The organism is uncultured Brevundimonas sp., assembly GCF_937863155.1.
GTDB lineage: Bacteria > Pseudomonadota > Alphaproteobacteria > Caulobacterales > Caulobacteraceae > Brevundimonas.
This window is the reverse complement of sequence record NZ_CALMFB010000058.1, coordinates 1-22,668: the sequence shown is the minus strand read 5'-3', so window position 1 is coordinate 22,668 and position 22,668 is coordinate 1. Positions and strand designations below refer to the sequence as shown.

25 protein-coding genes and 1 tRNA gene are annotated in these 22,668 nt (G+C 68.5%); 11 read left to right on the top strand and 15 right to left on the bottom strand.

Translation table 11 applies throughout. The features are described from left to right. A partial coding sequence (locus Q0581_RS09165; RefSeq protein WP_298699596.1) for an acyl-CoA dehydrogenase occupies window positions 1-1,034 on the top strand: 1,034 nt, incomplete at its 5' end. A 17-nt stretch (window positions 1,035-1,051) separates the two neighbouring features. Here the strand turns inward: Q0581_RS09165 and Q0581_RS09160 are convergent. Further along, complete coding sequence (locus Q0581_RS09160; RefSeq protein ID WP_298699594.1) at window positions 1,052-1,402, bottom strand: phage holin family protein; 351 nt, start codon at window positions 1,400-1,402, stop codon at window positions 1,052-1,054. Window positions 1,403-1,486: 84 nt separating this feature from the next. On the opposite strand from Q0581_RS09160, the gene Q0581_RS09155 reads away from it, so the two are divergent. Continuing rightward, on the top strand, window positions 1,487-1,930 hold the full coding sequence (locus Q0581_RS09155) for an HIT family protein (protein WP_298699592.1): 444 nt from the start codon (window positions 1,487-1,489) through the stop codon (window positions 1,928-1,930). Here Q0581_RS09155 and Q0581_RS09150 read toward each other — a convergent pair. Next, window positions 1,927-2,292: a DMT family protein gene (locus Q0581_RS09150; RefSeq protein ID WP_298699600.1), complete on the bottom strand. Its 366-nt coding sequence runs from the start codon at window positions 2,290-2,292 to the stop codon at window positions 1,927-1,929. The genes Q0581_RS09155 and Q0581_RS09150 overlap by 4 nt on opposite strands. A 67-nt stretch (window positions 2,293-2,359) precedes the next feature. On the opposite strand from Q0581_RS09150, the gene Q0581_RS09145 reads away from it, so the two are divergent. Then, window positions 2,360-2,435 (top strand) — tRNA-Thr (locus tag Q0581_RS09145). A gap of 26 nt (window positions 2,436-2,461) precedes the next feature. Further along, window positions 2,462-3,091, top strand: a complete 630-nt coding sequence (locus Q0581_RS09140) for a TetR/AcrR family transcriptional regulator (RefSeq protein WP_298699591.1) — start codon at window positions 2,462-2,464, stop codon at window positions 3,089-3,091. A gap of 55 nt (window positions 3,092-3,146) precedes the next feature. Here Q0581_RS09140 and Q0581_RS09135 read toward each other — a convergent pair whose 3' ends face one another. The 3 genes from Q0581_RS09135 to Q0581_RS09125 are packed head-to-tail and all read right to left on the bottom strand — an operon-like array spanning window position 3,147 to window position 6,063. Continuing rightward, on the bottom strand, window positions 3,147-3,896 hold the full coding sequence (locus Q0581_RS09135; protein ID WP_298699590.1) for an A24 family peptidase: 750 nt from the start codon (window positions 3,894-3,896) through the stop codon (window positions 3,147-3,149). A 14-nt stretch (window positions 3,897-3,910) separates the two neighbouring features. After that, a complete protein-coding gene (locus Q0581_RS09130; protein WP_298699588.1) occupies window positions 3,911-5,797 on the bottom strand; it encodes a ferrous iron transporter B in 1,887 nt (628 codons plus the stop codon). After that, window positions 5,797-6,063 (bottom strand): FeoA family protein, encoded by a 267-nt coding sequence (locus Q0581_RS09125; RefSeq protein WP_298699587.1) that lies wholly within the window; start codon window positions 6,061-6,063, stop codon window positions 5,797-5,799. The genes Q0581_RS09130 and Q0581_RS09125 overlap by 1 nt, the downstream gene beginning before the upstream one ends. Before the next feature lie 157 nt (window positions 6,064-6,220). Here Q0581_RS09125 and Q0581_RS09120 point away from each other — a divergent pair, with 157 nt between their 5' ends. Further along, complete coding sequence (locus Q0581_RS09120) at window positions 6,221-6,700, top strand: cytochrome c family protein (RefSeq protein WP_298699585.1); 480 nt, start codon at window positions 6,221-6,223, stop codon at window positions 6,698-6,700. Between the two features lie 3 nt (window positions 6,701-6,703). Here Q0581_RS09120 and fabD read toward each other — a convergent pair whose 3' ends face one another. The 8 genes from fabD to Q0581_RS09080 all read right to left on the bottom strand — a co-directional run bounded on the left by fabD (window position 6,704) and on the right by Q0581_RS09080 (window position 15,863). Beyond that, window positions 6,704-7,660, bottom strand: a complete 957-nt coding sequence (fabD, locus tag Q0581_RS09115) for an ACP S-malonyltransferase (RefSeq protein WP_298699583.1) — start codon at window positions 7,658-7,660, stop codon at window positions 6,704-6,706. A gap of 55 nt (window positions 7,661-7,715) precedes the next feature. Next, window positions 7,716-8,975: an Nramp family divalent metal transporter gene (locus Q0581_RS09110; protein WP_298699582.1), complete on the bottom strand. Its 1,260-nt coding sequence runs from the start codon at window positions 8,973-8,975 to the stop codon at window positions 7,716-7,718. A 39-nt stretch (window positions 8,976-9,014) separates the two neighbouring features. Next, window positions 9,015-10,031, bottom strand: a complete 1,017-nt coding sequence (locus Q0581_RS09105; protein WP_298699579.1) for a M48 family metallopeptidase — start codon at window positions 10,029-10,031, stop codon at window positions 9,015-9,017. Between the two features lie 6 nt (window positions 10,032-10,037). Next, window positions 10,038-10,607 carry a LemA family protein gene (locus tag Q0581_RS09100; RefSeq protein ID WP_298699578.1) on the bottom strand — a complete coding sequence of 190 codons (570 nt, stop codon included), beginning with the start codon at window positions 10,605-10,607 and terminating at the stop codon, window positions 10,038-10,040. Between the two features lie 119 nt (window positions 10,608-10,726). Next, window positions 10,727-12,928: a DNA topoisomerase IV subunit A gene (gene parC, locus Q0581_RS09095; RefSeq protein WP_298699576.1), complete on the bottom strand. Its 2,202-nt coding sequence runs from the start codon at window positions 12,926-12,928 to the stop codon at window positions 10,727-10,729. A 59-nt stretch (window positions 12,929-12,987) separates the two neighbouring features. Beyond that, complete coding sequence (locus tag Q0581_RS09090) at window positions 12,988-14,613, bottom strand: M28 family peptidase (protein WP_298699574.1); 1,626 nt, start codon at window positions 14,611-14,613, stop codon at window positions 12,988-12,990. Window positions 14,614-14,658: 45 nt separating this feature from the next. Beyond that, window positions 14,659-15,390, bottom strand: coding sequence for a DNA repair protein RecO (recO, locus tag Q0581_RS09085; RefSeq protein ID WP_298699572.1), 732 nt, complete (start codon window positions 15,388-15,390; stop codon window positions 14,659-14,661). Window positions 15,391-15,392: 2 nt separating this feature from the next. Further along, window positions 15,393-15,863, bottom strand: a complete 471-nt coding sequence (locus Q0581_RS09080; RefSeq protein ID WP_298699570.1) for a nuclear transport factor 2 family protein — start codon at window positions 15,861-15,863, stop codon at window positions 15,393-15,395. Between the two features lie 120 nt (window positions 15,864-15,983). On the opposite strand from Q0581_RS09080, the gene Q0581_RS09075 reads away from it, so the two are divergent. Genes Q0581_RS09075 through Q0581_RS09060 form a run of 4 tightly spaced genes read left to right on the top strand, consistent with a single transcriptional unit; the run spans window position 15,984 to window position 17,751 of the window. Then, window positions 15,984-16,334 (top strand): metalloregulator ArsR/SmtB family transcription factor, encoded by a 351-nt coding sequence (locus tag Q0581_RS09075; RefSeq protein WP_298699568.1) that lies wholly within the window; start codon window positions 15,984-15,986, stop codon window positions 16,332-16,334. Further along, on the top strand, window positions 16,318-16,821 hold the full coding sequence (locus tag Q0581_RS09070) for an SRPBCC family protein (RefSeq protein WP_298699566.1): 504 nt from the start codon (window positions 16,318-16,320) through the stop codon (window positions 16,819-16,821). The genes Q0581_RS09075 and Q0581_RS09070 overlap by 17 nt, the downstream gene beginning before the upstream one ends. Window positions 16,822-16,828: 7 nt before the next feature. Beyond that, window positions 16,829-17,323: an SRPBCC domain-containing protein gene (locus Q0581_RS09065; RefSeq protein WP_298699564.1), complete on the top strand. Its 495-nt coding sequence runs from the start codon at window positions 16,829-16,831 to the stop codon at window positions 17,321-17,323. Next, window positions 17,320-17,751 carry a VOC family protein gene (locus Q0581_RS09060; RefSeq protein ID WP_298699562.1) on the top strand — a complete coding sequence of 144 codons (432 nt, stop codon included), beginning with the start codon at window positions 17,320-17,322 and terminating at the stop codon, window positions 17,749-17,751. Before Q0581_RS09065 ends, Q0581_RS09060 begins: the two co-directional genes overlap by 4 nt. Here Q0581_RS09060 and Q0581_RS09055 read toward each other — a convergent pair. Together Q0581_RS09055 and Q0581_RS09050 are read right to left on the bottom strand one after the other, a co-directional pair. Next, window positions 17,720-19,183, bottom strand: a complete 1,464-nt coding sequence (locus tag Q0581_RS09055; RefSeq protein ID WP_298699598.1) for an ABC-F family ATP-binding cassette domain-containing protein — start codon at window positions 19,181-19,183, stop codon at window positions 17,720-17,722. The two genes, Q0581_RS09060 and Q0581_RS09055, sit on opposite strands and share 32 nt — an antisense overlap. Window positions 19,184-19,205: 22 nt before the next feature. After that, the gene (locus Q0581_RS09050; RefSeq protein ID WP_298699560.1) at window positions 19,206-19,343 is read right to left on the bottom strand and encodes a hypothetical protein; all 138 of its coding nucleotides are present in this window, start codon (window positions 19,341-19,343) and stop codon (window positions 19,206-19,208) included. 133 nt (window positions 19,344-19,476) lie between these two features. On the opposite strand from Q0581_RS09050, the gene Q0581_RS09045 reads away from it, so the two are divergent. Continuing rightward, window positions 19,477-19,956 (top strand): group III truncated hemoglobin, encoded by a 480-nt coding sequence (locus tag Q0581_RS09045; protein ID WP_298699558.1) that lies wholly within the window; start codon window positions 19,477-19,479, stop codon window positions 19,954-19,956. Between the two features lie 101 nt (window positions 19,957-20,057). After that, on the top strand, window positions 20,058-22,668 hold a 2,611-nt coding region (gene uvrA, locus Q0581_RS09040), incomplete at its 3' end, for an excinuclease ABC subunit UvrA (RefSeq protein WP_298699556.1).

Below are 22,668 nucleotides of genomic sequence, written 5' to 3'. Positions count from 1 at the left end.
GCGTCGAGCACAAGCTGGGCATCCACGCCTCGCCCACCTGCGTCATGAGCTATGAAGGCGCGACCGCCGAACTGGTCGGCCGTCCGAACGAGGGCCTGGCCCATATGTTCGTGATGATGAACGCCGCCCGCCTGGCCGTCGGGGTCGAGGGCGTCGGCATCGCGGAACGCGCCTATCAGCACGCCCTGGCCTATGGCCAGGAGCGCCGCCAGGGCCGCAGCGTCTGGACCGGCGAAATGAACGCCCCGATCATCGACCATCCCGACGTGCGCCGCATGCTGTCGGTGATGAAGGCTAAGGTCGCGGCCGCCCGCGCCATCTGTCTGTCCACCGCCGTCGCCGCCGACCTGGCGCGCACCGCCGCCAACGACGAGGACCGCCTGCGCTGGAAAGGCCGCGAGGACCTGTTCGTGCCCATCGCCAAGGCCTGGTCCACCGATGTCGGCTGCGAGGTCGCCTCCCTGGGCGTCCAGGTCCACGGCGGCATGGGCTTCATCGAGGAAACCGGCGCGGCGCAATACTATCGCGACGCCCGCATCGCCCCGATCTACGAAGGAACCAACGGCGTCCAGGCCATGGATCTGGTCGGTCGCAAACTGTCCCAGGACGGCGGCGCCGCGGCCAAGGCCCTGATCACCGACATGAAGGCCACCTGCGGCGAGCTGAACCGCCTCTATTCCGGCAAGCCCGTCGAACGGCTGGCCAACGCCATCGAGGCGGTTGAGGACGCCACCCTGTGGCTGCTGGACGCCAAGGCCGAGCCGGCGCGTGCGGCCGACGTCCTGGCCGCGGCCGACGCCTATCTGAAGCTGATGGGCGACGTCATCGGCGGTTGGCTGCTGGCCAAGGGCGCCCTGGCGGCCAAGGCGCAGATGGAGACCGGCGAAGGCGACGCCGCCTGGCTGCAGGGGCGCATGGACCTGTATGAAGTCTATGCCGCCAACGTCCTGGGCCACGCCTCCAGCCGCCTCGCCGCCGTCGGACAAGGCGGCGCCCTGCTGCAGCGGATGACGCTGGACGTGCTCAGCGCCTGATCGGGCGCTGGCGGGCGTTAGCGTTTGTCGTCAGGGATGGCGGTGCCGGCGATCCAGCTGACCACGCCGGTGATGATGGCCGCGCCGATGCCGGCCCACAGGCCATCGACCACGAAACCGTCCAGCAGCACGGCCGTCAGACCGATGGTCGCCGCGTTCACGATCAGCAGGAACAGGCCGAAGGTCACAACCGTCAGCGGGAATGTCAGCACCACCAGGATCGGCCGCACGATGGCGTTGATGATCCCCAGCAGCAGCGCCGCCAGGATCAGGGTCCACTGTCCCGTAAAGCCGACGCCCGGCACGACCGCCGAGGCCAGCCACAGGCCCAGCGCCGTCACCACCAGTTGAACGATAAACCGGATCATCCGCATCTCCCTTGATCGACCGGGACCATAGCGCGTCACGGCGGCGTCCTGCTACAGCTGAGCGCGACGTTTCGGAGACCGCCCATGAGCCTGCACGGCGCCTATGACCCCGACAACATCTTCGCCAGGATCCTGCGCGGCGACATCCCCAGCGTGAAGGTGTGGGAGGACGATCACGTCCTGGCCTTCATGGACGTCTTCCCCCAGTCGGAAGGCCATGTGCTGGTCATCTCCAAGACCTCGACCGCGCGCACGGTGCTGGAGATCGCGGCCGATGACCTGGCTCGGGTGACCGAGGCGGTCCGGCGCACCGCCCGCGCCGTCGACAAGGCCCTGAACCCCGAGGGCATAAGCCTGATGCAGTTCAACGGCGATGCAGGCGGCCAGACCGTCTTCCACCTGCATGTCCACATCGTGCCGCGCTGGGCCGACCGTCCGATGAAGGGGCATGGGCACGCCCCGATGGCGGAGACCGCGACGCTCCAGGCCCTGGCCGACCGCATCCGCGCGGCGCTGGAACCCGCCTAGAACAGGGGCGCCGTCAGCGGCCCCCTGAAGATGAACCACGCCCCGCCCGCGATCAGGGCGAAGCCCACGGCGTGGTTCATCGTCAGCTTCTCGCCCAGCACCGTCACCGAGAAGACGGCGAAGACCAGCAGGGTGATGACCTCCTGCATCGTCTTCAGCTCGGCCGCCGAATAGACCTGATGGCCGATCCGGTTCGCGGGCACGGCCAGGCAGTACTCAAAGAACGCGATGCCCCAGCTGACGATCACCACGATCCACAGCGGCTTGGAACCGAACTTCAGGTGCCCGTACCAGGCAAAGGTCATGAAGATGTTCGACAGCACCAGCAGCAGGACGGGCGTCAGATAGGGCATGGGCGGCAGACTGGGCATGGCCGCACCATGCTTGCACCGGACGGATTCGGCCAGCATAAGGTCCGCCCTGACCGGGGCCGGTTTAGCTCAGTTGGTAGAGCGCCAGTTTTGTAAACTGGATGTCGCGGGTTCGAACCCTGCAACCGGCACCACCTCCCTCTCCTCCCCTGAGGGTTCGATGACGCCGACCACGCGCAACAAGCTGGGTCACCGCATGGGCGCGCGGGGCGGCCGCACGCGCCAGGCCCTGCTGGACGCCGGTTCGGCCCTGTTGCGCGAGCGGCATTTCGGCGCCGTCCGCACCGCCGACATCGCCCAGGCGGCGGGTGTATCGGCCGCCAGTTTCTATACCTATTTCAGCGCCGTGGACGACGTTGTTCTGGCGTTGTGCGAGGCGGCGACCGACGACTGCAACACCCTGGCCCGGCATCTTCAGGGGGACTGGTCCGGCGACCGGGCCTTTGCCGCCGCCCGCGCCTATGTGGCTGACACCCTGGCGATGTGGCGCATCCATGGTCATGCCCTGCGCATCGAACACATGCTGGCCGATCAGGGGCAGACGGCCTTTATCGACAGCCGCGTGCGACGCCTGCGCCGCCTGCACCTGGCGCTGGAACGCCGCATCGCCGAGGCGCGGGCGGGCGGGCGCCAGCCCGAGGGGCTGGACCCGCGCCTGGCGTCGTATCAGGTGGCGAACATGGTGGAATCCATGGCCGACGGCTTCGATCTGCTGCTGCGCGCCGACACGGCCGAGGCGGTGCTGGACACCACGGCGCACATGGTGGTGCGTCTTACGACGGGACGCTAGACCGAAATCGGTCGAGTTGGACAGCGTCCAACTCGGGTCAGATTTCGGGCCACGATCACGCTAGCCCCAAGGGGCCGTACAGCCACACCAGCCAGATCCCCACCGCCAGCAGGCTGCCGAACGGCAGGCGGTCGTCACCCCGCACCCGGCGCCGCACGATCAGCCGCGCCGCCACGATACTGAACCCGACCGCGCAGGCCCACAGCAACACGCTGGGCAGGCCCATCCAGCCGACCCAGGCCCCGGCCCCCGCGAACAGGAAGGGATCGCCGCCGCCCAGGCCGTCGCGCTTCCTCCACGCCTTGTAGGCCCAGGCGATCAGCCACAGCAGGCCGAAGCCGACGACGGCGCCGATCAGGGCGTCGATAGGCCAGTCGCGCGCGACCAACGCCGCCGCCCCGATGCCGGTGGCGACCAGCGGAAAGGTCAGCACGTCCGGCAGCCAGAAATGCTCGGCGTCGATCAGGGCGATCAGGATCAGCTGCCAGCCCAGGATCGCCGTCGCCGCCATCATGACCCAGCCGCCGCCGTTCAACGCCGCCCAGACGCCGATCAGGCCCGCCGCCGTCTCGATCAGCGGATAGCGGGGCGAGATCGCGGCCCGACAGTCGGCGCAGCGTCCACGCAGCATCAGCCAGCTGATGACCGGAACCATATGCCACGGTTTCAGCCGCACGCCGCAGGCCATGCAGTGCGAGGGCGTGACCACCACCTCTTCCTCGCGCGGCAGGCGCACGCTGACGGCGGCTACGAAACTGCCGACGATCAGGCCCAGCAGACCCAGGATGACGGCATGGACGATCATTCAGGCTCCGGCGCTCAGCCGCCGCCCAGGGCCACGGCGACGCGATAGGTGATGAAGGCGGCCAGATAGGCCAGGCCGAACATGTAGCCCACCATGATCCAGGTCCATTTGCGAGAATTGGTCTCGCGCCGCACCACGCCCAGGGTGGCCACGCACTGGGGCGCGAACACATACCAGGCCAGGAAGGCCAGGGCGGTGGCCAGGCTCCACTGATCCGCCAGGGTCGAGGCCAGGGCGGTGACGCCCGCCCCTTCGGCGTCGGCGATGGCGTAGACCGAACCCAGGGCCGCCACCGCCACCTCGCGCGCGGCCATGCCGGGGATCAGGGCGATGACCATCTGCCAGTTGAAGCCGATGGGGGCGAAGATCGGCTCCAGCGTCTGACCCATCATGCCGGCGAACGAATAGTCGATGGCCGGGCCGGTCGCCCCCTCGGGCGGATAGGGGAAGGTCGATAGCACCCATACGACGACCATCAGCGGCAGGATGATCCGCCCCGCCCGCTCCAGGAAGATTCGCGCGCGAAGCCACAGGTTGAACAGCACGCTGCGGGCGTCGGGCATTTTATAGGCCGGCAGCTCCATCATGAACGGCTCGACCGCGCCGCGCCAGAAGATGCGCCGGATCACGAACGACACGGCCAGGGCGCTGACGATGCCCGCCGCATACAGGCCGAACATCACCAGCCCCTGCAGATTGGCGAAGCCCCAGACGGTCTCGTTCGGAATGAAGGCGGCGATGATCAGGGTGTAGACCGGAATGCGCGCCGAACAGGTCATCAGCGGCGCCACCATGATGGTGGTCAGGCGGTCGCGCTTGGAATCGATCACCCGCGCCGCCATCACGCCGGGAATGGCGCAGGCGAAACTGCTGAGCAGGGGAATGAAGGCCCGGCCGTGCAGGCCCGCCCCGCCCATGATCCGGTCCATCAGAAAGGCCGCGCGGGCCATATAGCCGAAGTCTTCCAGCAGGATGATGAAGGCGAACAGGATCAGGATCTGCGGCAGGAAGACCAGCACGCTGCCCACCCCCGCGATCAGGCCGTCGACGATAAGGCTTTCCATCAGGCCGTCAGGCATGACCGCCGCGACCCAGACGCCCAGAGCGCCCAGCCCGGCCTCGATGCCGTCCATCAGCGGCGTGGCCCAGGTGAAGACCGCCTGGAACATGACGAACAACAGGCCCAGCAGGATGACCAGGCCCGCCACCGGATGCAGCAGCACCGAATCGATCCGTCCCGTCAGGGTGTCGGGCCGTTCCGGCGGGCGGACCGCCGCCTTCATGATCCGCTCGGCCTGATGGTGGGCGGCGCGGATTTCGGCCGCGTCGGGCGCATGCCATCCGCCCTCGCCCGCCGGCGCGGTCAGGGCCAGGCCTTCGACGGCGGCCAGCAGTTCGTCGATGCCGCGCCGCCGGGTGGCCACGGTCGGCACGACCGGGGCGCCCAGTTCGGCCGACAGACGCTCCAGATCGATGCGCAGGCCCTGGCGCTGGGCGATGTCGTACATGTTCAGGGCCACGACCATCGGCCGGCCCACGGCCTTGATCTCCAGCGCCAGCCGCAGCACCAGCCGCAGATTGGTCGCGTCGGCCACCAGGATGACCGCATCCGGCGCCGGTTCCCCCGCCAGACGACCCAGGACGGCGTCGCGCGTGACCTCTTCATCCAGGCTGCGCGCCCGCAGGGAATAGGTGCCGGGCAGGTCCAGAATCGACAGGTTGCGGCCCGACGCGGTGCGGACGGCGCCTTCCTTGCGCTCGACCGTGACGCCGGCGTAGTTGGCGACCTTCTGGTGCGCGCCGGTCAGGGCGTTGAACAGGGCAGTCTTGCCGCTGTTGGGATTTCCGACCAGGGCGATTCGGGCGGGGACGATGCGGGCCGGTTTCACGACGGCGTCCATCACCGCGTCTCCAGCCGCACGATCAGGCTGGCGGCCTCGCGTCGGCGCAGGGCCACCCGCATGTCGTCCACCTTCATGGCGATGGGGTCGCGGCCGAACAGGCCTTCGTGCAGCAGTTCGACCTGGGCGCCCTCGACAAAGCCCAGCTCCAGCAGACGCCGCTCCAGCTCGACCTCATGATCCAGGTGATGACAGTGGGCGCCGACCCTGACGATGACGCCGCGATCGCCGCGCCGGGCCTGACTCAGGGGGATTTCGTCGGACATGGGGTTCTCGGGCGCGGGCGCGACCTGCGCCGTTCAGTTGACAGTGACTATCAGGAGCGGCTCCCCCGCGTCCAGAAGGCCCGATCAGACTTGCGTCGCCGCATTGCCGCACGCCCGGATTGCGCTATCACCGGCGCCGAGACTGGAGAGAGACGCCATGACCCGCCGCCTGCTCGTCACCGCCTGCGCCCTGGCTCTGGCCGGCTGCGGCCAGGGATCGTCGGGCGCCGAGGATACGCCCGCCGGTCCGGCCGTCGCCCCGCCCACCGAGGCGCAGATGCAGGCGACGCTGGCCGCCCTGCCCGCCCCCTACAACGCCGCCGATCTGGACAACGGCCGCCGGGCCTTCGCGCGCTGCCGGTCGTGCCACACCATCACGCCCGGCGGCCCGAACATGACGGGGCCGAACCTGTGGGCCGTGTTCGGCCGCCAGGCGGGCGCCCAGCCGCGATACAACTATTCCGCGGCGCTGAAGGCGGCGGACTTCGCCTGGGACGCCGAGCGGATCGGCCACTGGCTGGAGAACCCGCGCACCTTCCTGCCGGGCAACAAGATGAGCTTCGCCGGTCTGCCGGACGCCACCGACCGACGCGACCTGATCGCCTGGCTTCAGGTCAACACCACGCCCGGCCAATAGCCGTCACAGGCTGCGGGCGAAGGCTTCCAGGTCTTCGGGCGTATTCAGGGCCAGGGCCTCGGCGTCCGGCGCGATCCGCTTGGCCATGCCGGTCAGCACCTTGCCCGAGCCGACCTCGGCGAAGCGGGTCACGCCGCCCCCGGAATCTTTGGCCCCCGCCATCCATTCCATCGACTCGCGCCAGCGCACCCGACCGGTCACCTGTTCGACCAGCAGGCGCCGGATGACCTCGGGGTCCGTCTCCGGCCGCGCCGTGACATTGGCCACCACCGGCGCGGCGGGCGAAATGATCTTCGCATCGGCCAGGGCCGCCGCCATCTCGTCGGCCGCCGGCTGCATCAGCGGACAGTGGAAGGGCGCCGAGACGTTCAGCGGTATGGCCCGCGCGCCCAGTTCCTTGGCCGCCTCGATGGCGCGGTCCACGGCCGCCTTGTCGCCCGAGATCACCACATTGCCGGCGTTATTGTCATTGGCCACGACGCAGACCCCGACTTCGGAGCCCGCCTTGGCCGCCGCCTCGGCCAGCGCCAGATCCGTCTTCGGCCCGATCAGGGACGCCATGGCGCCCCGGCCCACCGGCACGGCCCGCTGCATCGCCTGGCCGCGCAGCTTCAGAAGGCGCGCCGTGTCCGACAGGCTGATCGCGCTGGCCCCGCACAGGGCCGAATACTCGCCCAGCGAATGGCCGGCGACATAGGCCGCCGCCGTCACATCCACCCCGAACTCGACCTTCAGCACCCGCATCGCCGCCACGGACACCGCCATCAGGGCCGGCTGGGCGTTCTCGGTCAGGGTCAGCTGATCCTCAGGCCCCTCGCGCATCAGCTGGAACAGCTTCTGGTTCAGGGCGTCGTCGACCTCGGCGAAGACCTCGCGCGCGCTGGCGAAGGCGTCGGCCAGGGCCGCGCCCATGCCGACCGACTGGCTGCCCTGTCCGGGAAAGAGGATGGCGAGGCTCATCTATGGCGCTCCAAACCGTTGATTCCGTGCGCGACGGGGTAGGCCGATCGGGCGGTCAGAACAAGCCCGCGATCTCCTTGCCCGCCAGCACCGCGAACATCAGCGCCGCCCCCGCCAGCAGGCTGTTCGACACCCAGCGGCTGCGCCACTCGGCCGGCGTCCGGTCCGAGTTCAGCAACCAGATCAGCGTCCCGGCCAGGAACGGCATGAACAGGCTGCCCAGCACCCCATAGGCCACGATCAGGCCGAACGGCCGCTCCAGGAACAGCAGGACGATGGGCGGGAAGGTCAGCCACAGCATATATCCGCGCGCCGCCCGGCTGCGGGGGCCTCGAAACGCATCATCATCGGGCCGCCCGGCCATGTGGGCCCAGAAGTCGGCGAACATCAGGCTGACCCCCTGCCACACGCCGATCAGGCTGGAGAAGCTGGTGGCCCAGAAGCCGACCAGGAACAGCACCGACACCACCGGCCCGAACCGCTCGCGCAGCACGGCGTCCAGGTCCAGCAGGCCGCGATCCCCGCCCGCCAGCGCCGTGCCCGAGGCGTGCAGCAGCTCGGCCCCGACGATCAGCATGGCCACGACGAACAGGCCGGTGACGCCATAGGCGACGCGGTTGTCCATCCGCATGGTCGGCATCCAGTCGGCGCCCTTCCAGCCCTTGGCGTTCAGCCAATAGCCATAGGCCGCCATGGTGATGGTGCCCCCCACCCCGCCGATCAGGCCCAGGGTGTAAAACAGCGACCCGCCCGGCAGGGTCGGCCAGGCGCCGGTCAGCAGGCGCGGCAGATCCGGCGTCACAATGATGGCCAGGCCCACGACGGTGACGAACATCACCCCGACCAGGGCGGTCATAATCTTCTCGAACAGGCCGTATCCGCCGATCCACACCAGCCCCAGGCCGATCAGGCCGTTGACCACGCCCCAGGCCTTCAGGTCCAGCACCGGCCACAGCGCCGCCAGCGGCAGGGCGCTGGCCGTCATGGCCGTGGCCCCATAGACGAAGCCCCAGATGACCACATAGACGGCGAAATACAGGGTGGCCCAGTTCATCCGCCCGCCGACCCGCCCCGGCAGGCTGGCCCAGCCGTCGAACATGGTCCGCCCGCTGGCCAGGGTCCATCGCCCGACGCCTTCGGCCAGGGCCATCTTGATGATCGCCCCGATGATGGCGGCCCACAGCAGGGCGTAGCCATATTTGGCTCCGGCCACCAGGGTAGCGACCAGATCCCCCGCCCCCACGCCGGTCGCGGCCACGACGATGCCCGGCCCGATCAGGGACCAGCGGCGGCGCGGTTGGGTCGGTTGGGTCATCCTGGCTGAACGGCCTCCCCCGCCGATCCGTTGACGCTGTCAGGTGGTGGGCACGGCGGTGTCAATGCGGTCGGGCGGCGGCGCCTCGCGCCCGCCGGCATAGCGGACCAGGGCCTCGATCCGCTTCTCGATCGGCGGGTGGGTGGCCAGCATGTCCATGAAGCCTGCCTTGTCCGGCCGGTTTTCCAGGAACATGCCCTGCACCTCGTCCGGGGCCTTCAGCTGCGACCGGCCCGACACCTTGCGCAGGGCCGAGATCATGGCGTCGGGCTTTTTCGTCAGCTCTACCGAACCGGCGTCGGCCACGAACTCGCGGCTGCGCGACAGGGTCATGCGGATCACCAGCGCCAGGCCGAACCCGACCGCCGCAATGGCCAGGCCGATCAGGATCAGAGGCCCGGCGTTCTTGTTGTTGCGCCCGCCGCCCCGGGCATAGAACAGGCCCCGGAACACCATTTCGGCGATCACGCTGATGATGCCGGCGAAGATCGAGGCGATGACCATGGTCCGCACGTCCTTGTTGATGACGTGGGTCAGTTCATGGGCCAGAACGGCCTCCATCTCGTCGCGATCCAGACTGTGCATCAGACCGCGCGTGACGGTGACCGAATATCGCCCCTCATGCAGGCCGCTGGCGTAGGCGTTCAGCGACGGGTCTTCGATGATCCGAAGGGCGGGCGTCCGCATCCCGCGCGAGATGCACAGGTTTTCCAGCAGGTTATACAGTTCCGGCTCGTCCCGCCGCTCGACCTTTCGCGCGCCGGTCATGGCGTCGATCATGGCCTGGTTGCCGACATAGGCGATGGCGAACCAGATGGCCGAGACCACGGCCGCGGCGGGCAGGGTCCAGCCCAGCATGCCGGCCGCCCGCGCCATGTCGGCGCCCAGGCTCCCGCCCGTTCCCTCGATAATGCCCATGCCCATCAGCACCAGCTGGGCGCCGTACAACATCAGGGCCATCAGCACGGGGAACCCGGCCAGCAGCAACGCCGACCGGGTGTTGTTGGCCCAGATGTGGGTCTTCAGGCCGACGGCGCGACCATAGAAGGCGGCCATCGGCGCTTAGAACTTCACCTGCGGCGGGGCGGCGTTCAGGGCCGCGCGCTCGTCGGCGCCCACGTCGAAGAAGGGCTTGTCCGAACCGAAGCCGAACAGGCCGGCGAACAGCACGGTCGGGAACTGGCGGCGCACGGCGTTGAACTCGGCCACGGCGTTGTTGAAGAAGCGGCGGGCGGCGGCCAGCTTGTTCTCGATGTCCGACAGGTCCAGCTGCAGCTGCTGGAAATTGGTGTTGGCCTTCAGGTCGGGATAGGCCTCGGACAGGGCGAACAGCCGGCCCAGCGACGCCGTCAGCATGTTTTCCGCCTGCACCTTGTCATTGACCGACGATGCGGCCGTCGCGGCGCTGCGGGCCTGGATCACGGCGTCCAGCGTACCCTTTTCGTGCGCGGCGTAGCCTTTGACCGTCTCGACCAGATTGGGGATCAGATCCTGGCGCTGCTTCAGCTGCACATCGATGTCGGCGAATGACTGGTTGGCGGCCTGGTCCAGCGCCACGAGCCGGTTGTAGGCCCCGACAATCACGAACAGCAGCACGACGACGACAACGCCGATGATAATCCAGGTCAGCATTGAGCTCTCCAGCCTCGGGCCGAACGCGGCCCACCGCCACAGTATTGCGCGCAACCTCGGTTCGCGCGAATGAATTTGGCGTCAGATCAGCGATCCCTCTCCCGACGGGAGAGGGAAAACTACCGGAACTTCCGCAGCCCCCGCGGTCCCTGGCGCCCCGCCTGCGCCCGCTTGCCCAGCCAGTCCTTCCAGTCGGGCCAGTTGCGACGGCGCGCCCCGCCATCGACCCATTCGGGACCGGCCTCGGCGTCGAAGGTGGTGATCGAAGCCAGGCCGCCCTGCTTGTAGGACTGGATCTTCACCCCCTTGCCGCGACCCATCTCGGGCAGTTCGTCCAGGCGGAAGATCAGGGCCTTCAGATTGTCGCCGACGGCCGCGACATGATCGCCCGTGGCGCGCAGCATCGACAGCATCTCGCCGTTCAGCACCTGTTTGCCGCCCCGCTTCTGGGCCAGGGTGTCGTCCTCCGGCGCGATGAAGCCGTAGCCGGCCCGCGACGCCACCAGCAATTTCGCCCCCGGCTGGTGCGCCAGAACGCCGACGATGTCCGCCTTTTCATCCAGGTCGATCATCAGCCGTAGCGGTTCGCCATGGCCGCGCCCGGACGCCAGCTTGTCCACTCCGACCGTAAAGATACGCCCGTCCGACGCCCCGATCAGCAGCTTGTCGGTGGTGAAGGCCGGGACCAGCCAGGCCAAGGCGTCGCCCTCCTTGAACTTCAGCTCCGACGGGTCTTCGACCTTGCCCTTGGCCGCGCGGATCCAGCCGCGTTCGGACAGGATCACCGTCACCGCTTCGCGCGGGATAAAGGCTTCGGGCGCCACGAAGGCCGACGCAGCCACCGCCTCGGCCATGGTGGTGCGGCGCGGCGAGACCAGGGCCTTGCGCACATCCTGCAGGCCGACCACCAGCAGCTTGTTCTGGCGCGCGGGCGACGCGATCATCGCATTCAGGCCCGCAAGTTCTTCGGACAGCTCCTTGAATTCCTTCTCGATCGCCATCTCTTCCAGCCGCGCCAGCTGACGCAGCCGGGTGTCCAGGATGAAGTCGGCCTGAACCTCTGTCAGGCCGAAACGGGCGATCAGCACGGCCTTGGGTTGTTCCTCCTCGCGGACGATGCGGATGACCTCGTCCAGGTTCAGGAAGACGATGCGCAGGCCGTCCAGCAGGTGCAGCCGCTTCTCGATCCGCGCCACCCGCCAGCGCCCGCGCCGGATCAGAACCTCGCGCCGGTGATCCAGGAACGCCTGCAGACAGGCCTTCAGCCCCAGCACCCCCGGCGTGCCGGTGGCGTCCAGCACGTTCATGTTGATCGGGAACCGCACCTCCAGATCGGACAGCTTGAACAGGCTCTCCATCAGGACTTCGGGTTCGACCGTGCGGCTCTTGGGCTCCAGGATCAGGCGGATGTCCTCGGCCGATTCATCGCGCACATCGGCCAGCAGCGGCGCCTTCTTCTGCTCGATCAGTTCGGCCAGGGCTTCGATCAGCTTGGACTTCTGCACCTGGTACGGCATCTCGGTGACGACGATGCGCCACACGCCGCGGCCCAGATCCTCGGTCTCCCACCGCGCGCGCAGGCGCACCCCGCCCCGGCCGGTCTCATAGGCGTCCAGGATCGAGGCGTGGCCTTCCACCGCCACCCCGCCGGTCGGAAAGTCCGGCCCCGGCACATGGGCCATCAGAGCCTCGGTCGAAACCTCTGGGTCGTCCAGCAGCGTCAGGCAGGCGTCGATCAGTTCGCCGGCGTTGTGCGGCGGGATGGAGGTCGCCATCCCCACCGCGATCCCCGAAGACCCATTGGCCAGCAGATTGGGGAAACCGGCCGGCAGGACCACCGGCTCCTCGTCCTGATCGTCATAGGTGGCGCGGAAATCGACCGCGTCCTGGTCGATCCCGTCCAGCAACAGCACGGCCGCCGGCGTCAGCTTGCACTCGGTATAGCGCATGGCCGCGGCGCTATCGCCGTCGATGTTGCCGAAGTTTCCCTGACCATCGACCAGCGGATAGCGCTGGGCGAAATCCTGGGCCAGGCGGACCAGGGCCTCATAGATGGAGGCGTCGCCGTGCGGGTGGTATCCGCCCATCACCTCGCCGACCACCTTGGCGCATTTGCGCGCCGCCGCCTGCGGGTTCAGCCGCATCTGGTGCATGGCGTAAAGGATGCGGCGGTGCACCGGCTTGAAGCCGTCGCGCACGTCCGGCAGGGCGCGGTTGGTGATGGTCGACAGCGCATAGGCCAGGTACCGGCGGCTCAGCGCCTGGTCCATTGGCTCATCGACGATGCGGCCGCCCTCGGGCGGCGGGGTGTGAACGGTCATGGGGCTGCGAATCGGCGAACGGAGGCTGGAAGTCTAGCCCCACGAACGCCGCGCGCGCCCTATTCCGTGGACGGCTTCTCCGCCTTGGGCGCGTTCGGGGCGAACTGGTCGCCGAAGCTGTTCCCGCGATACCACATCGGCCGCTCGGCGCTGTCGGCGATGGCGCGGGCGATGGCGGCGTTGACCTGGGCGAAACGGACCGCCGCCTCCCAGTGGAAGGGCATGCTCAGGTCGTCGTTCGGCTTGTGATAGCCGTCGGCGAAGAACCGCGCCCATTCCGCCTCGCCGCCATTGGCGTAGCCGGTGGCCAGCATGACCGACGGCACCCCTGCCTTGACGAAGGAATAGTGGTCCGAGCGGGTGAAGACGTTCTGTTCCGGCATCGGATCGGGCGAGGCGATCAGACCCGCCGCCTGCACCGCATCGGCCACGATCGGCCCCAGGGTCGAATGTTCGGCGCCGAAGGCCACCACATCGGTGAAGACATAGGTCAGGATCGGCATGTCCAGATTGACGTCGGCCACCACCTGATCGGCGGCCACAACCGGATTGCGCGCCAGATAGTCGGACCCCAGCAGGCCCTTTTCCTCGGCCGCTAGGGCCACGACCAGAACCGACCGGCGCGGCGGGGCGGCCATCAGGCTGCGGGCCGCCTCCAGCATGATCGACACGCCGCCCGCGTTGTCCAGGGCGCCGTTGTTGATGCGGTCGTCGCCCGAGGCCGATATGCCCAGATGGTCCAGGTGAGCGGTCAGGATCACCACCTCGTCGCTGACCGCCGGGTCCGATCCGGGGATGCGGCCGATGACGTTGGCGCTCTGGAAATCGTCGCGGCGGGTGTGGACGTCGAACGTCGCCTGTCCGTCCAGGGCGAAGCCGGCGGGACGCCCGGTCGCCGCTTCGGCGCGGATGTCGGCATAGGATTTGGTCGCGCCGGCGAACAGGGCGGCGGCGGCGTCATCGGTCAGCATGGCCCCGGCGCGGGCGCCCGACGCATTGCGGCGCGGCTTGCCGTCGGAGCCGACCCAGGTGGTTTCGGTGCGACCCGCGAACCGACGCAGCAGGTCGGCAGTATAGCGCCGCGCGCTGGCGTCGGTGTTGATGGTGATCACGCCCACGGCGCCGTGGGCGGCGGCCGTCGCGGCCTTGCCGGCGCCCAGATGGGCCGCGACGTCGCTGTCCAGCCCCGTCGGCGCGCCGGACAGCAGGACCACGATCTTCCCATCGACATCCAGGCCGGCGTAATCGTCGATGCCGTGCTGGGGCGCGTCGATGCCGAAGCCGACGAAGACCACCCCACCCGCCAGACTCATCCGCCCCGCCACGTCCCCGGCGTTGACCATGGCGTCCTGGCCGTGGGTCCAGACGACGGGCTCGCCGCCCGCCGGGGTCCAGGTCACGGTCGCGCCCTGTTCGGCGATGCCGGTGCGGGCGAAGGTGATCGGCTGGGTCCAGGCCTCGCCCGCGCCCGGCGACATGCCCATGGCCTGCATCCGCGTCTGGACATAAAGGGCCGCCAGGTCATAGCCGCGATGGCCGCTTTCACGCCCTTCCAGAGCGTCGTCGGCCAGGAAGGTCACATCGGCGCGGATGCGCGCCTCGGCCGCCGCGTCGCGATCCTGGGCCGCGACGGGCGCGGCCAACACCATGGCCAGGGCGATGGCCGAGACGACGAGACGCTTCATGGATTCCCCTCCGGTTGTCCGTGCACGGCTAGCACGGCGTATGGCTCAAAGGCGACCCGCTTCCGCCAGCTTGTCCAGCATCCACACCCGCGCCGGCGGCAGGGGCCGGTTCAGCGGGTTGAACACGAACTGCTCCAGAAAATGCCCGGTCAGGGCGAACCCCGCGCGCACGTCGCCGTCCCTCAGGCCCGCCTGCGCGCCCAGCAGAAAAGGCGGCAGGGCCAGCAGCCGGTCGGAATATGGGGCGCCCGCCTCGGCCGACACCGCCCGGCCGGTGCGCGGGCTGACCCAGACCAGATCGTCGGTCGTGCCAGTCGAGGCGCAGCGGCTGAGATCCAGCCCGAACCCCAGGTCGTCCAGTAGTCCCGCCTCGAACTTCACGAACACGGCGGGCCAGACCTCGGGCACGGCGAAGGCCGCCATCAGCGCCTGGAAGGCCAGGAAGGCGCCGGGATGCGGCTCCCGCTCCGGCAGCGCGCCCTGCGCCACCGCGGCGGCGGCGTTGAGGCCGATCAGAGCCAGCGGATCGTCGAACAGGGCGCTGGGCCCCTGCCCCACCGGCTCCAGCCGCGCGGCCCCCAGATGCTCGGACGTGCGCGCCCGATAATCGACCGTCACCTGGGCGCCCGCCTGCAGAAACGGCCGCATCCGCCGCGACGCCCCGCCCGCGACATAGGCGCCGCGCCGGCCGTGCTCGGCCGTCAGCAGGTCAACCACCGCGCCGGTGTCGCCATGCGACCGGGCAGCCAGAACAAAGGCGTCGTCGGCGAAATCCACGTCTAGGGGGCCGACGTCCCGCGCACCGCCGCGACCACGGCGTCGGACCGGTCATTGGGAATGGCGAAGCTGAGAACATACTGTTCGATCTTCCAGCCCTCGGCCGTCTTGCGCATCACGCCCGAGCCGCGCGTTTCCCCGTAATGGGCGCTGGCCAGCTTCTCCTCGAACCAGGCGATGCAGCGACAGTCGATGTCCGCCACGGTGATGACGCGTTCGGTGGCCGGAAAGCTCCAGGCCCGCTCGCGCTGGAAGTAAGGTTCGGCGAAGGCCCGGAACTGGGCCATGTCCCAGTGTTCGGTCGCATCGGTGCCGACGAAACGAGCGTCGGGCGTGAACAGGGCGAAATAGGCGGCCTCGTCCGCCGTGGACGAGGCGCGTTCCAGTTCATCCAGCACCGCCACGATCTGGACCTGGGCGGGATCGGGCGCGGCCTGGATGGCGACGACGGCGATGGCGGCAAGCAGGCTCATGGGGCGGCTCCTTCGAAGGCCGCACACTAGAGCCGACAGGAGGTCGCGCAAACGGATTTGACGGGCGCGAGATGTCATCGTATATAACCATTAGGTTATTTAATAATCTGGCGTATTACGATGGATTCCCAGCAGCAGCTCGACAGCCTGTTCTCGGCCCTGGCCGACCCCACGCGGCGCGCCATCCTGGCCCGCCTGACCGAAGGAGAGGCGACGGTGGGGGAACTGGCCGCCCCCTTCGACATCAGCGGCCCGGCGATCACCAAACATCTGAAGGTGCTGGAGAAGGCCGGCCTGATCAGCCGCGGGCGCCAGGCCCAGTGGCGGCCCGCGCGACTGGAGCCGGAGGGCCTGAAAACCATCGCCGGCTGGCTGGAACATTATCGCCGTTACTGGGACTCCAGCTTCGACCGTCTCGACGCCTATCTGCAGCAGATCCAGAAAGGAAATCCCGATGGCTCAAGCCACTGACGACAATCCCTGCAACACGCCGGGTACGGCCCATCAGCACGAGCTGGTCCTGCGCCGGGTTTTCGAAGCCCCGGCCGACAAGGTCTGGCGCGCCTATACCGAGCCGAAGCTGCTGGAACAGTGGTTCTGTCCCAGGCCGTGGACGATTACCGACGCTGTCGTCGAACTGCACCCCGGCGGGCGGTTCAACTTCACCATGCACGGGCCGGACGGCGAGGTGATTCCCAACTCGGGCGTGGTGCTGGAGGTGGTTCCCGGCCGTCGCCTGACCACGACCGACGCCCTAACGCCCGACTGGAAGCCGGCGGGCCAGCCCTTCATGGTCGGCACGGTCGAGATGATCCCCCTGCCCGACGGCCGGACCGAATATGTCGCGACCGCCCGCCACTGGTCGGCCGAGACCAAGGCCCAGCATCAGGCCATGGGATTCGAGGAAGGCTGGGGCGCCGCCGCCGACCAGCTGGGCGACCTGCTGAAGACGCTGTGAGCCGCCGATGACCGACCTGCCGCCCCTGCCCGAGATGACCGACCATGTGCTGCACATGGAGCGGGTGTTCGACGCCCCGCGCGACCTGGTCTGGCGCGCCTGGACCCGGCCCGAGGTCACGGTGCTGTGGCTGGGTCCGGTCGAATGGCCGGCGGTCAAGGTCGAGCAGGACCTGCGGGTCGGCGGCCTGTGGCGCGCCTGCCTGAAGTCGGCCGAGGGCGACGACGTGCTTTGGCAGGGCGGCATGTACCGCGAGGTGGACCCGCCCCGTCGCCTGGTCTTCACCTTCAAATGGGACGAAAGCCACGAGGACGGACCGCCCGCAGACACCCTGGTCACCGTCCAGTTCGAAGACACCGACGACGGCAAGACCCGCATGCGTTTCACCCACCAGGGGCTGAAGTCCGAACGCAGCCTGACCGGCCATGAACATGGCTGGACCAGCACCTTCGGCCGCTTCGACGCCTGGCTGAAAGACAACACCTCAGGAGACGACCGATGAAAATCGTGACCAGCCTGTCCTTCCGCGGACAATGCAAGGAAGCCTTTGAGTTCTACGCCCGCGTTCTGGGCGGCAGGATCACCGCCGCCTTCCCCTATGGCGAAGGGCCGCCCGACATGCCGGTAGGGCCGCAGTACAAGGACTGGCTGATGCACGCCTGGCTGGAGGTCGGCGACCAGTCGATCATGGGCGCCGACATGGACACCGACTGGGCGCCCCATATCGAAAAGCCCAAGAACGGCTTCGACGTCACCCTGCACTATGACGACGCGGCCGAGGCCAAACGCATCTTCGACGCCCTGTCCGAAGGCGGCCAGGTCATCATGGACTTTTCGCCGACCTTCTGGTCGCCGGGTTATGGCAACTTCATCGACAGGTTCGGCGTGCCGTGGATGGTCAATACGTCGGGCCAGCCGTCGGCAGGCTGATCGTCCGCTCGATCCCGACGGCGTCCAGGAAATCCGCATCGTGGCTGACCACGACCAGGGCGCCGTCATAGGCCCGCAACGCCGCCTCCACCGCCTCGATCGAATCCAGGTCCAGGTGGTTGGTCGGTTCGTCCAGCAGCAGCAGGCGCGGCGGGCGGGCGCCGGTCATGACGCAGGCAAGGGCGGCCCGCAGACGCTCGCCGCCCGACAGGGTTCCGACCACGCGCTGGGCCGCCGTATTGCGAAACAGGAACCGCGCCAGCGCCGCCTGGGCCTGGTTCGGCGTCGCCTCGGGGTTGATGCGCCGATAGGCGTCCAGCAGCGTCTCGTCCGGTTTCAGCATCGCCGCATGCTGATCCAGCAAGGCCGTCTCGACCTGGGCCGCCTCCACGATCCGGCGCAACAGGGTGGTCTTGCCGCTGCCGTTCGGGCCGGTCACCGCGATCCGTTCCGGCCCGGTCAGGGTCAGTTCAGACGTTTCAAGCCGCACCACCACAGTCCCCGCCGCCAGCCCGGTCGGGGGCATGGGAATGTCCAGCCGCCGCACCCGCTCGACCGCCGCCTGGGCCGCGTTCAGATCGTTCCTGGCCGCCTCCGCCTTGCGTTCGGCCAGCCGGTTTTCGCGCCCCGCGCTCTCCTCGGCGCGCCGTTTCATCCCGCCCAGCAGGATCTTCGGCGCCGAGCCTGACGCCGCATAGGCCTGGCCCGCCCGATCCCGGCGCGACCGTTTCTCGACCGCCTGCTGACGCTCGCGCCCCGCCCGGTCCGCCTCGCGTTCCGCCGCATCCCGCCTCTGCTCGGCCAGCACCCGCTCGGCCGCCCTGCGTTCGGCATACAGGTCCCAGCCGCCGCCATAGACCCGCGCGCCCAGGCCAGACAGCTCCACGATCCGGTCCATGCCCCGCAGCAGCGCCCGGTCATGGCTGACCACCACCGCCCCGCCGCGCCAGGTCTCCAGCACTCGCGCCACAATCGCCCGGGCCTCTGCATCCAGATTGTTGGTCGGCTCGTCCAGCACGATCAGGTCCGGCGCCGCCAGCAACAGGGCCGCCAGCCGCACCCGCGTCTGTTCCCCGCCGCTGAGGGTCGCCGTCCGCCGATCTAGCGGCAGGTCCGCCAGCCCGACCTGCGCCATCCCCAGCGCAATCCGTTCTTCCAGCGTCCAGTCCGCCACGGCCAGGTCGTCCGCCGTCCCCTCGCCCGCCAGTATCCGGGCCAGCACCGCCAGCCCCGGCCCGGCGCCCAGGGTGTCAGCCACCGTCTCGTCCGGCCCCGGCGCCGCCACCTGCGCCAGCCAGCCGACGCTTCCGGCGCGCGTGACCGAGCCTTCGGCGGGCGCATCCAGCCCGGCGATCAGGCGCAGCAGAGTGGTCTTGCCGGCTCCGTTGCGGCCGACGACAGCCGTGCGCTGGCGCCCGAAGGCGAGGCTCAGGTCTTCAAATAGGGTGTGGCCGTCAGGCGTGCGGGCCGCGACGGCGTTCAGCGTCGCGAGCGCGGATGCGCACGGGTTTCGGCTTGGGTTGGGTGAGGACATAGGCGAACACCAGCAGCGGCGCGGAAAGGGCGATACCGATTTCCAGGGCGCTGATCATGTTCGTGGCCTCCAAACTCATTAAGCTACAGAACCAAGATGGAGACGAAGCGGCCGCCTGACAAGCGCCTTTGTGACGGATCGCCGACACCGGGCCTCTGGCGCGCCAGGCGACGGGCGCCTAGCTGAGAGCCATGGAGCCGACTTTAGACCCCGCCGCGCGTCGCCTGGCCGCCAGCGCGCGCCTGAGCGCCGAAACCGGCATCGACGAGGCGATGATCGATGCCCTGGTCGAAGGCTTCTACGCCCGCGTCCGCGATGACGCCCTGATCGGCCCGATCTTCGCCCAGCGCATCGACGACTGGGGCCCGCATCTGGAACAGATGAAGCTGTTCTGGTCCTCGGTCGCCCTGTCGACCGGCGTCTATCAGGGGCGGCCCATGCCCAAACATCTGCCCCTGCCCATCGACGCACGCCATTTCGACCGCTGGCTGGAGCTGTTCGAGGCGACCGCCCGCGATCTGTGCCCGCCGGTCGCCGCAGACCACTTCATCGTGCGCGCGCGACGCATCGCCGAAAGCCTGGAACTGGGCGTCGCCGGCGCCAATGGCGTGCTGGTCGGCCACGGCGAACGCTATCTCCGCGCGCCCGAACCCTGGACCCCGCAGAACTGAACGCGAGTTCTCATATTGTTCTTGCTGAATCGGGCGAATTGATCCCCATATAGCGTCGTCGCGCCGGACCCTTCCGCCGGCCCTTCGCGTTCCCGGATTCCATGACCGACAGACACGACTTCATCCGCGTTCGCGGCGCGCGCGAGCACAATCTCAAGGGCGTGGACGTCGACATCCCGCGCGGCCAGCTGGTGGTGATGACCGGCCTCAGCGGCTCGGGCAAATCCTCGCTGGCGTTCGACACTATCTATGCCGAGGGCCAGCGGCGCTATGTCGAGAGCCTGTCGGCCTATGCGCGTCAGTTTCTGGAGCTAATGGGCAAGCCGGACGTCGATCTGATCGAGGGTCTGTCACCGGCCATCTCGATCGAGCAGAAGACGACGTCCAAGAACCCGCGATCCACCGTCGGCACGGTGACGGAAATCCACGACTATATGCGCCTGCTGTGGGCGCGGGTCGGGGTGCCCTATTCGCCCGCCACCGGCCTGCCGATCGAAAGCCAGACCGTCAGCCAGATGGTCGACAAACTGGTCGAACTGCCGGACGGCGAGCGCCTGATGCTGCTGGCCCCCGTCGTGCGGGGCCGCAAGGGCGAGTACAAAAAGGAAATGGCCGAGTGGCAGCGCGCGGGCTTCCAGCGCGTCAAGATCGACGGCGCCTTCTACCCCATCGAAGACGCCCCGGCGCTGGACAAGAAGTTCAAGCACGACATCGACATCGTGGTGGACCGCATCGTCACCAAGGCAGGGCTGGAAGGCCGCTATGCCGACAGCCTGCAGACCGCGCTCGGCCTGGCCGACGGCATCGCCGTGGCCGAATGGGCGAATGCGCCCGAAGGCGAAGAGCCGCGCCGCATCACCTTTTCAGAAAAATTCGCCTGCCCCGTCTCGGGCTTCACCATCAGCGAGATCGAGCCGCGGTTGTTCTCGTTCAACAACCCCTTCGGCGCCTGTCCGGTCTGTGACGGCCTGGGCGTCAAATTGGCCTTCGACGCCGATCTGGTGATCCCCGACCGCGACAAGAGCCTGCATCACGGCGCCGTCGCCCCCTGGTCGCGCGGCCCCTCGCCCCTCTACACCCAGACGCTGCAGTCCCTGGCCCGACACTACGGCTTCTCGATGGACAAGCCGTGGCGCGATCTGCCGGACAAGGCGCATGCCGTGATCCTGAACGGCACGGGCGCCGAGAAGATCAAATTCACCTATGACGACAACGCCCGGAAGTATGAGGTGTCCAAGCCGTTCGAGGGCGTGCTGCCGAACCTGGAGCGCCGCTGGCGCGAGACCGACAGCGCCTGGGTGCGCGAGGAGCTGGGCCGCTATCAGTCCGAAACCCCGTGCGAGGCCTGCGGCGGCAAACGGCTGAAGCCCGAGGCCCTGGCCGTCAAGATCGACGCCGCCGACATCGCCGAAATCTCGACCCTGTCGATCTCGAAGGCCTTCCTCTGGTTCTCGACCCTGGAAGAGCGTCTGACGGCCAAACAGATGGAGATCGCCCGGCGTATCCTGAAGGAGATCACCGACCGGCTGCGTTTCCTGAACAATGTCGGCCTCGACTATCTGAACCTGTCGCGGTCGTCGGGCACCCTGTCGGGCGGCGAGAGCCAGCGCATCCGCCTGGCGTCACAGATCGGCTCGGGCCTGACCGGGGTGCTCTATGTGCTGGACGAACCGTCCATCGGCCTGCACCAGCGCGACAACACCCGCCTGCTGGACAGTCTTCGGGGCCTGCGCGATCTGGGCAACTCCGTCCTGGTGGTCGAGCATGACGAAGAGGCGATCCTGACCGCCGACTATGTCATCGACATGGGGCCTGCCGCTGGCGTCCATGGCGGCGAAATCTGCGCCCAGGGCACGCCTACCCAGGTCATGGCCAACGCCAACAGCCTGACCGCCAAATATCTGACGGGCGAGCGCGAGATCGAACTGCCGCCCGAGGGCCGCCGTCCCATCAACCGCAAGCGGATGCTGAAGATCAGCGGCGCCACCGGCAACAATCTGAAAAACGTCACCGGCGAAATCCCCGTCGGCGTCTTCACCTGCATCACCGGGGTGTCGGGCGGCGGCAAGTCCACCTTCACCATCGAGACCCTGTATAAGGCCGCCGCGCGCCGGCTGAACAATGCGTCGGACGCCCCCGCCCCCTTCGACCGGATCGAGGGGCTGGAGCATTTCGACAAGGTCATCGACATCGACCAGTCGCCGATCGGCCGCACCCCGCGCTCCAACCCGGCCACCTATACCGGCGCCTTCGGCCCCATCCGCGACTGGTACGCCGGCCTGCCCGAGGCCAAGGCACGCGGATACGGCCCCGGCCGCTTCAGCTTCAACGTCAAGGGCGGCCGCTGCGAGGCCTGCCAGGGCGACGGCGTCATCAAGATCGAGATGCATTTCCTGCCCGACGTCTATGTCACCTGCGACGTCTGCAAGGGGCGCCGCTACAACCGCGAGACGCTGGAAATCGTCTTCAAGGGCAAGAGCATATCCGATGTTCTGGACATGACGGTGGAAGAGGCGGCCCACTTCTTCACTGCCGTGCCGTCGATCCGCGACAAGATGCTGACCCTGCAACGGGTCGGCCTGGGCTACGTCAAGGTGGGCCAGCCGGCCACCACCCTGTCAGGCGGCGAGGCCCAGCGGGTCAAGCTGTCGAAGGAGCTGTCGAAACGGGCCACCGGCAAGACCCTTTACATCCTGGACGAGCCGACCACCG

Excerpts from the sequence above, each read along its gene's own strand:
- Q0581_RS09160 (WP_298699594.1), bottom strand. The coding sequence starts at position 1,402 with ATGATCCGGTTTATCGTTCAACTGGTGGTGACGGCGCTGGGCCTGTGG.
- Q0581_RS09155 (WP_298699592.1), top strand. The coding sequence starts at position 1,487 with ATGAGCCTGCACGGCGCCTATGACCCCGACAACATCTTCGCCAGGATC.
- Q0581_RS09140 (WP_298699591.1), top strand. The coding sequence starts at position 2,462 with ATGACGCCGACCACGCGCAACAAGCTGGGTCACCGCATGGGCGCGCGG.
- Q0581_RS09135 (WP_298699590.1), bottom strand. The coding sequence starts at position 3,896 with ATGATCGTCCATGCCGTCATCCTGGGTCTGCTGGGCCTGATCGTCGGC.
- Q0581_RS09130 (WP_298699588.1), bottom strand. The coding sequence starts at position 5,797 with ATGGACGCCGTCGTGAAACCGGCCCGCATCGTCCCCGCCCGAATCGCC.
- Q0581_RS09125 (WP_298699587.1), bottom strand. The coding sequence starts at position 6,063 with ATGTCCGACGAAATCCCCCTGAGTCAGGCCCGGCGCGGCGATCGCGGC.
- Q0581_RS09120 (WP_298699585.1), top strand. The coding sequence starts at position 6,221 with ATGACCCGCCGCCTGCTCGTCACCGCCTGCGCCCTGGCTCTGGCCGGC.
- fabD (WP_298699583.1), bottom strand. The coding sequence starts at position 7,660 with ATGAGCCTCGCCATCCTCTTTCCCGGACAGGGCAGCCAGTCGGTCGGC.
- Q0581_RS09110 (WP_298699582.1), bottom strand. The coding sequence starts at position 8,975 with ATGACCCAACCGACCCAACCGCGCCGCCGCTGGTCCCTGATCGGGCCG.
- Q0581_RS09105 (WP_298699579.1), bottom strand. The coding sequence starts at position 10,031 with ATGGCCGCCTTCTATGGTCGCGCCGTCGGCCTGAAGACCCACATCTGG.
- Q0581_RS09100 (WP_298699578.1), bottom strand. The coding sequence starts at position 10,607 with ATGCTGACCTGGATTATCATCGGCGTTGTCGTCGTCGTGCTGCTGTTC.
- parC (WP_298699576.1), bottom strand. The coding sequence starts at position 12,928 with ATGACCGTTCACACCCCGCCGCCCGAGGGCGGCCGCATCGTCGATGAG.
- Q0581_RS09090 (WP_298699574.1), bottom strand. The coding sequence starts at position 14,613 with ATGAAGCGTCTCGTCGTCTCGGCCATCGCCCTGGCCATGGTGTTGGCC.
- Q0581_RS09080 (WP_298699570.1), bottom strand. The coding sequence starts at position 15,863 with ATGAGCCTGCTTGCCGCCATCGCCGTCGTCGCCATCCAGGCCGCGCCC.
- Q0581_RS09075 (WP_298699568.1), top strand. The coding sequence starts at position 15,984 with ATGGATTCCCAGCAGCAGCTCGACAGCCTGTTCTCGGCCCTGGCCGAC.
- Q0581_RS09070 (WP_298699566.1), top strand. The coding sequence starts at position 16,318 with ATGGCTCAAGCCACTGACGACAATCCCTGCAACACGCCGGGTACGGCC.
- Q0581_RS09065 (WP_298699564.1), top strand. The coding sequence starts at position 16,829 with ATGACCGACCTGCCGCCCCTGCCCGAGATGACCGACCATGTGCTGCAC.
- Q0581_RS09060 (WP_298699562.1), top strand. The coding sequence starts at position 17,320 with ATGAAAATCGTGACCAGCCTGTCCTTCCGCGGACAATGCAAGGAAGCC.
- Q0581_RS09050 (WP_298699560.1), bottom strand. The coding sequence starts at position 19,343 with ATGATCAGCGCCCTGGAAATCGGTATCGCCCTTTCCGCGCCGCTGCTG.
- Q0581_RS09045 (WP_298699558.1), top strand. The coding sequence starts at position 19,477 with ATGGAGCCGACTTTAGACCCCGCCGCGCGTCGCCTGGCCGCCAGCGCG.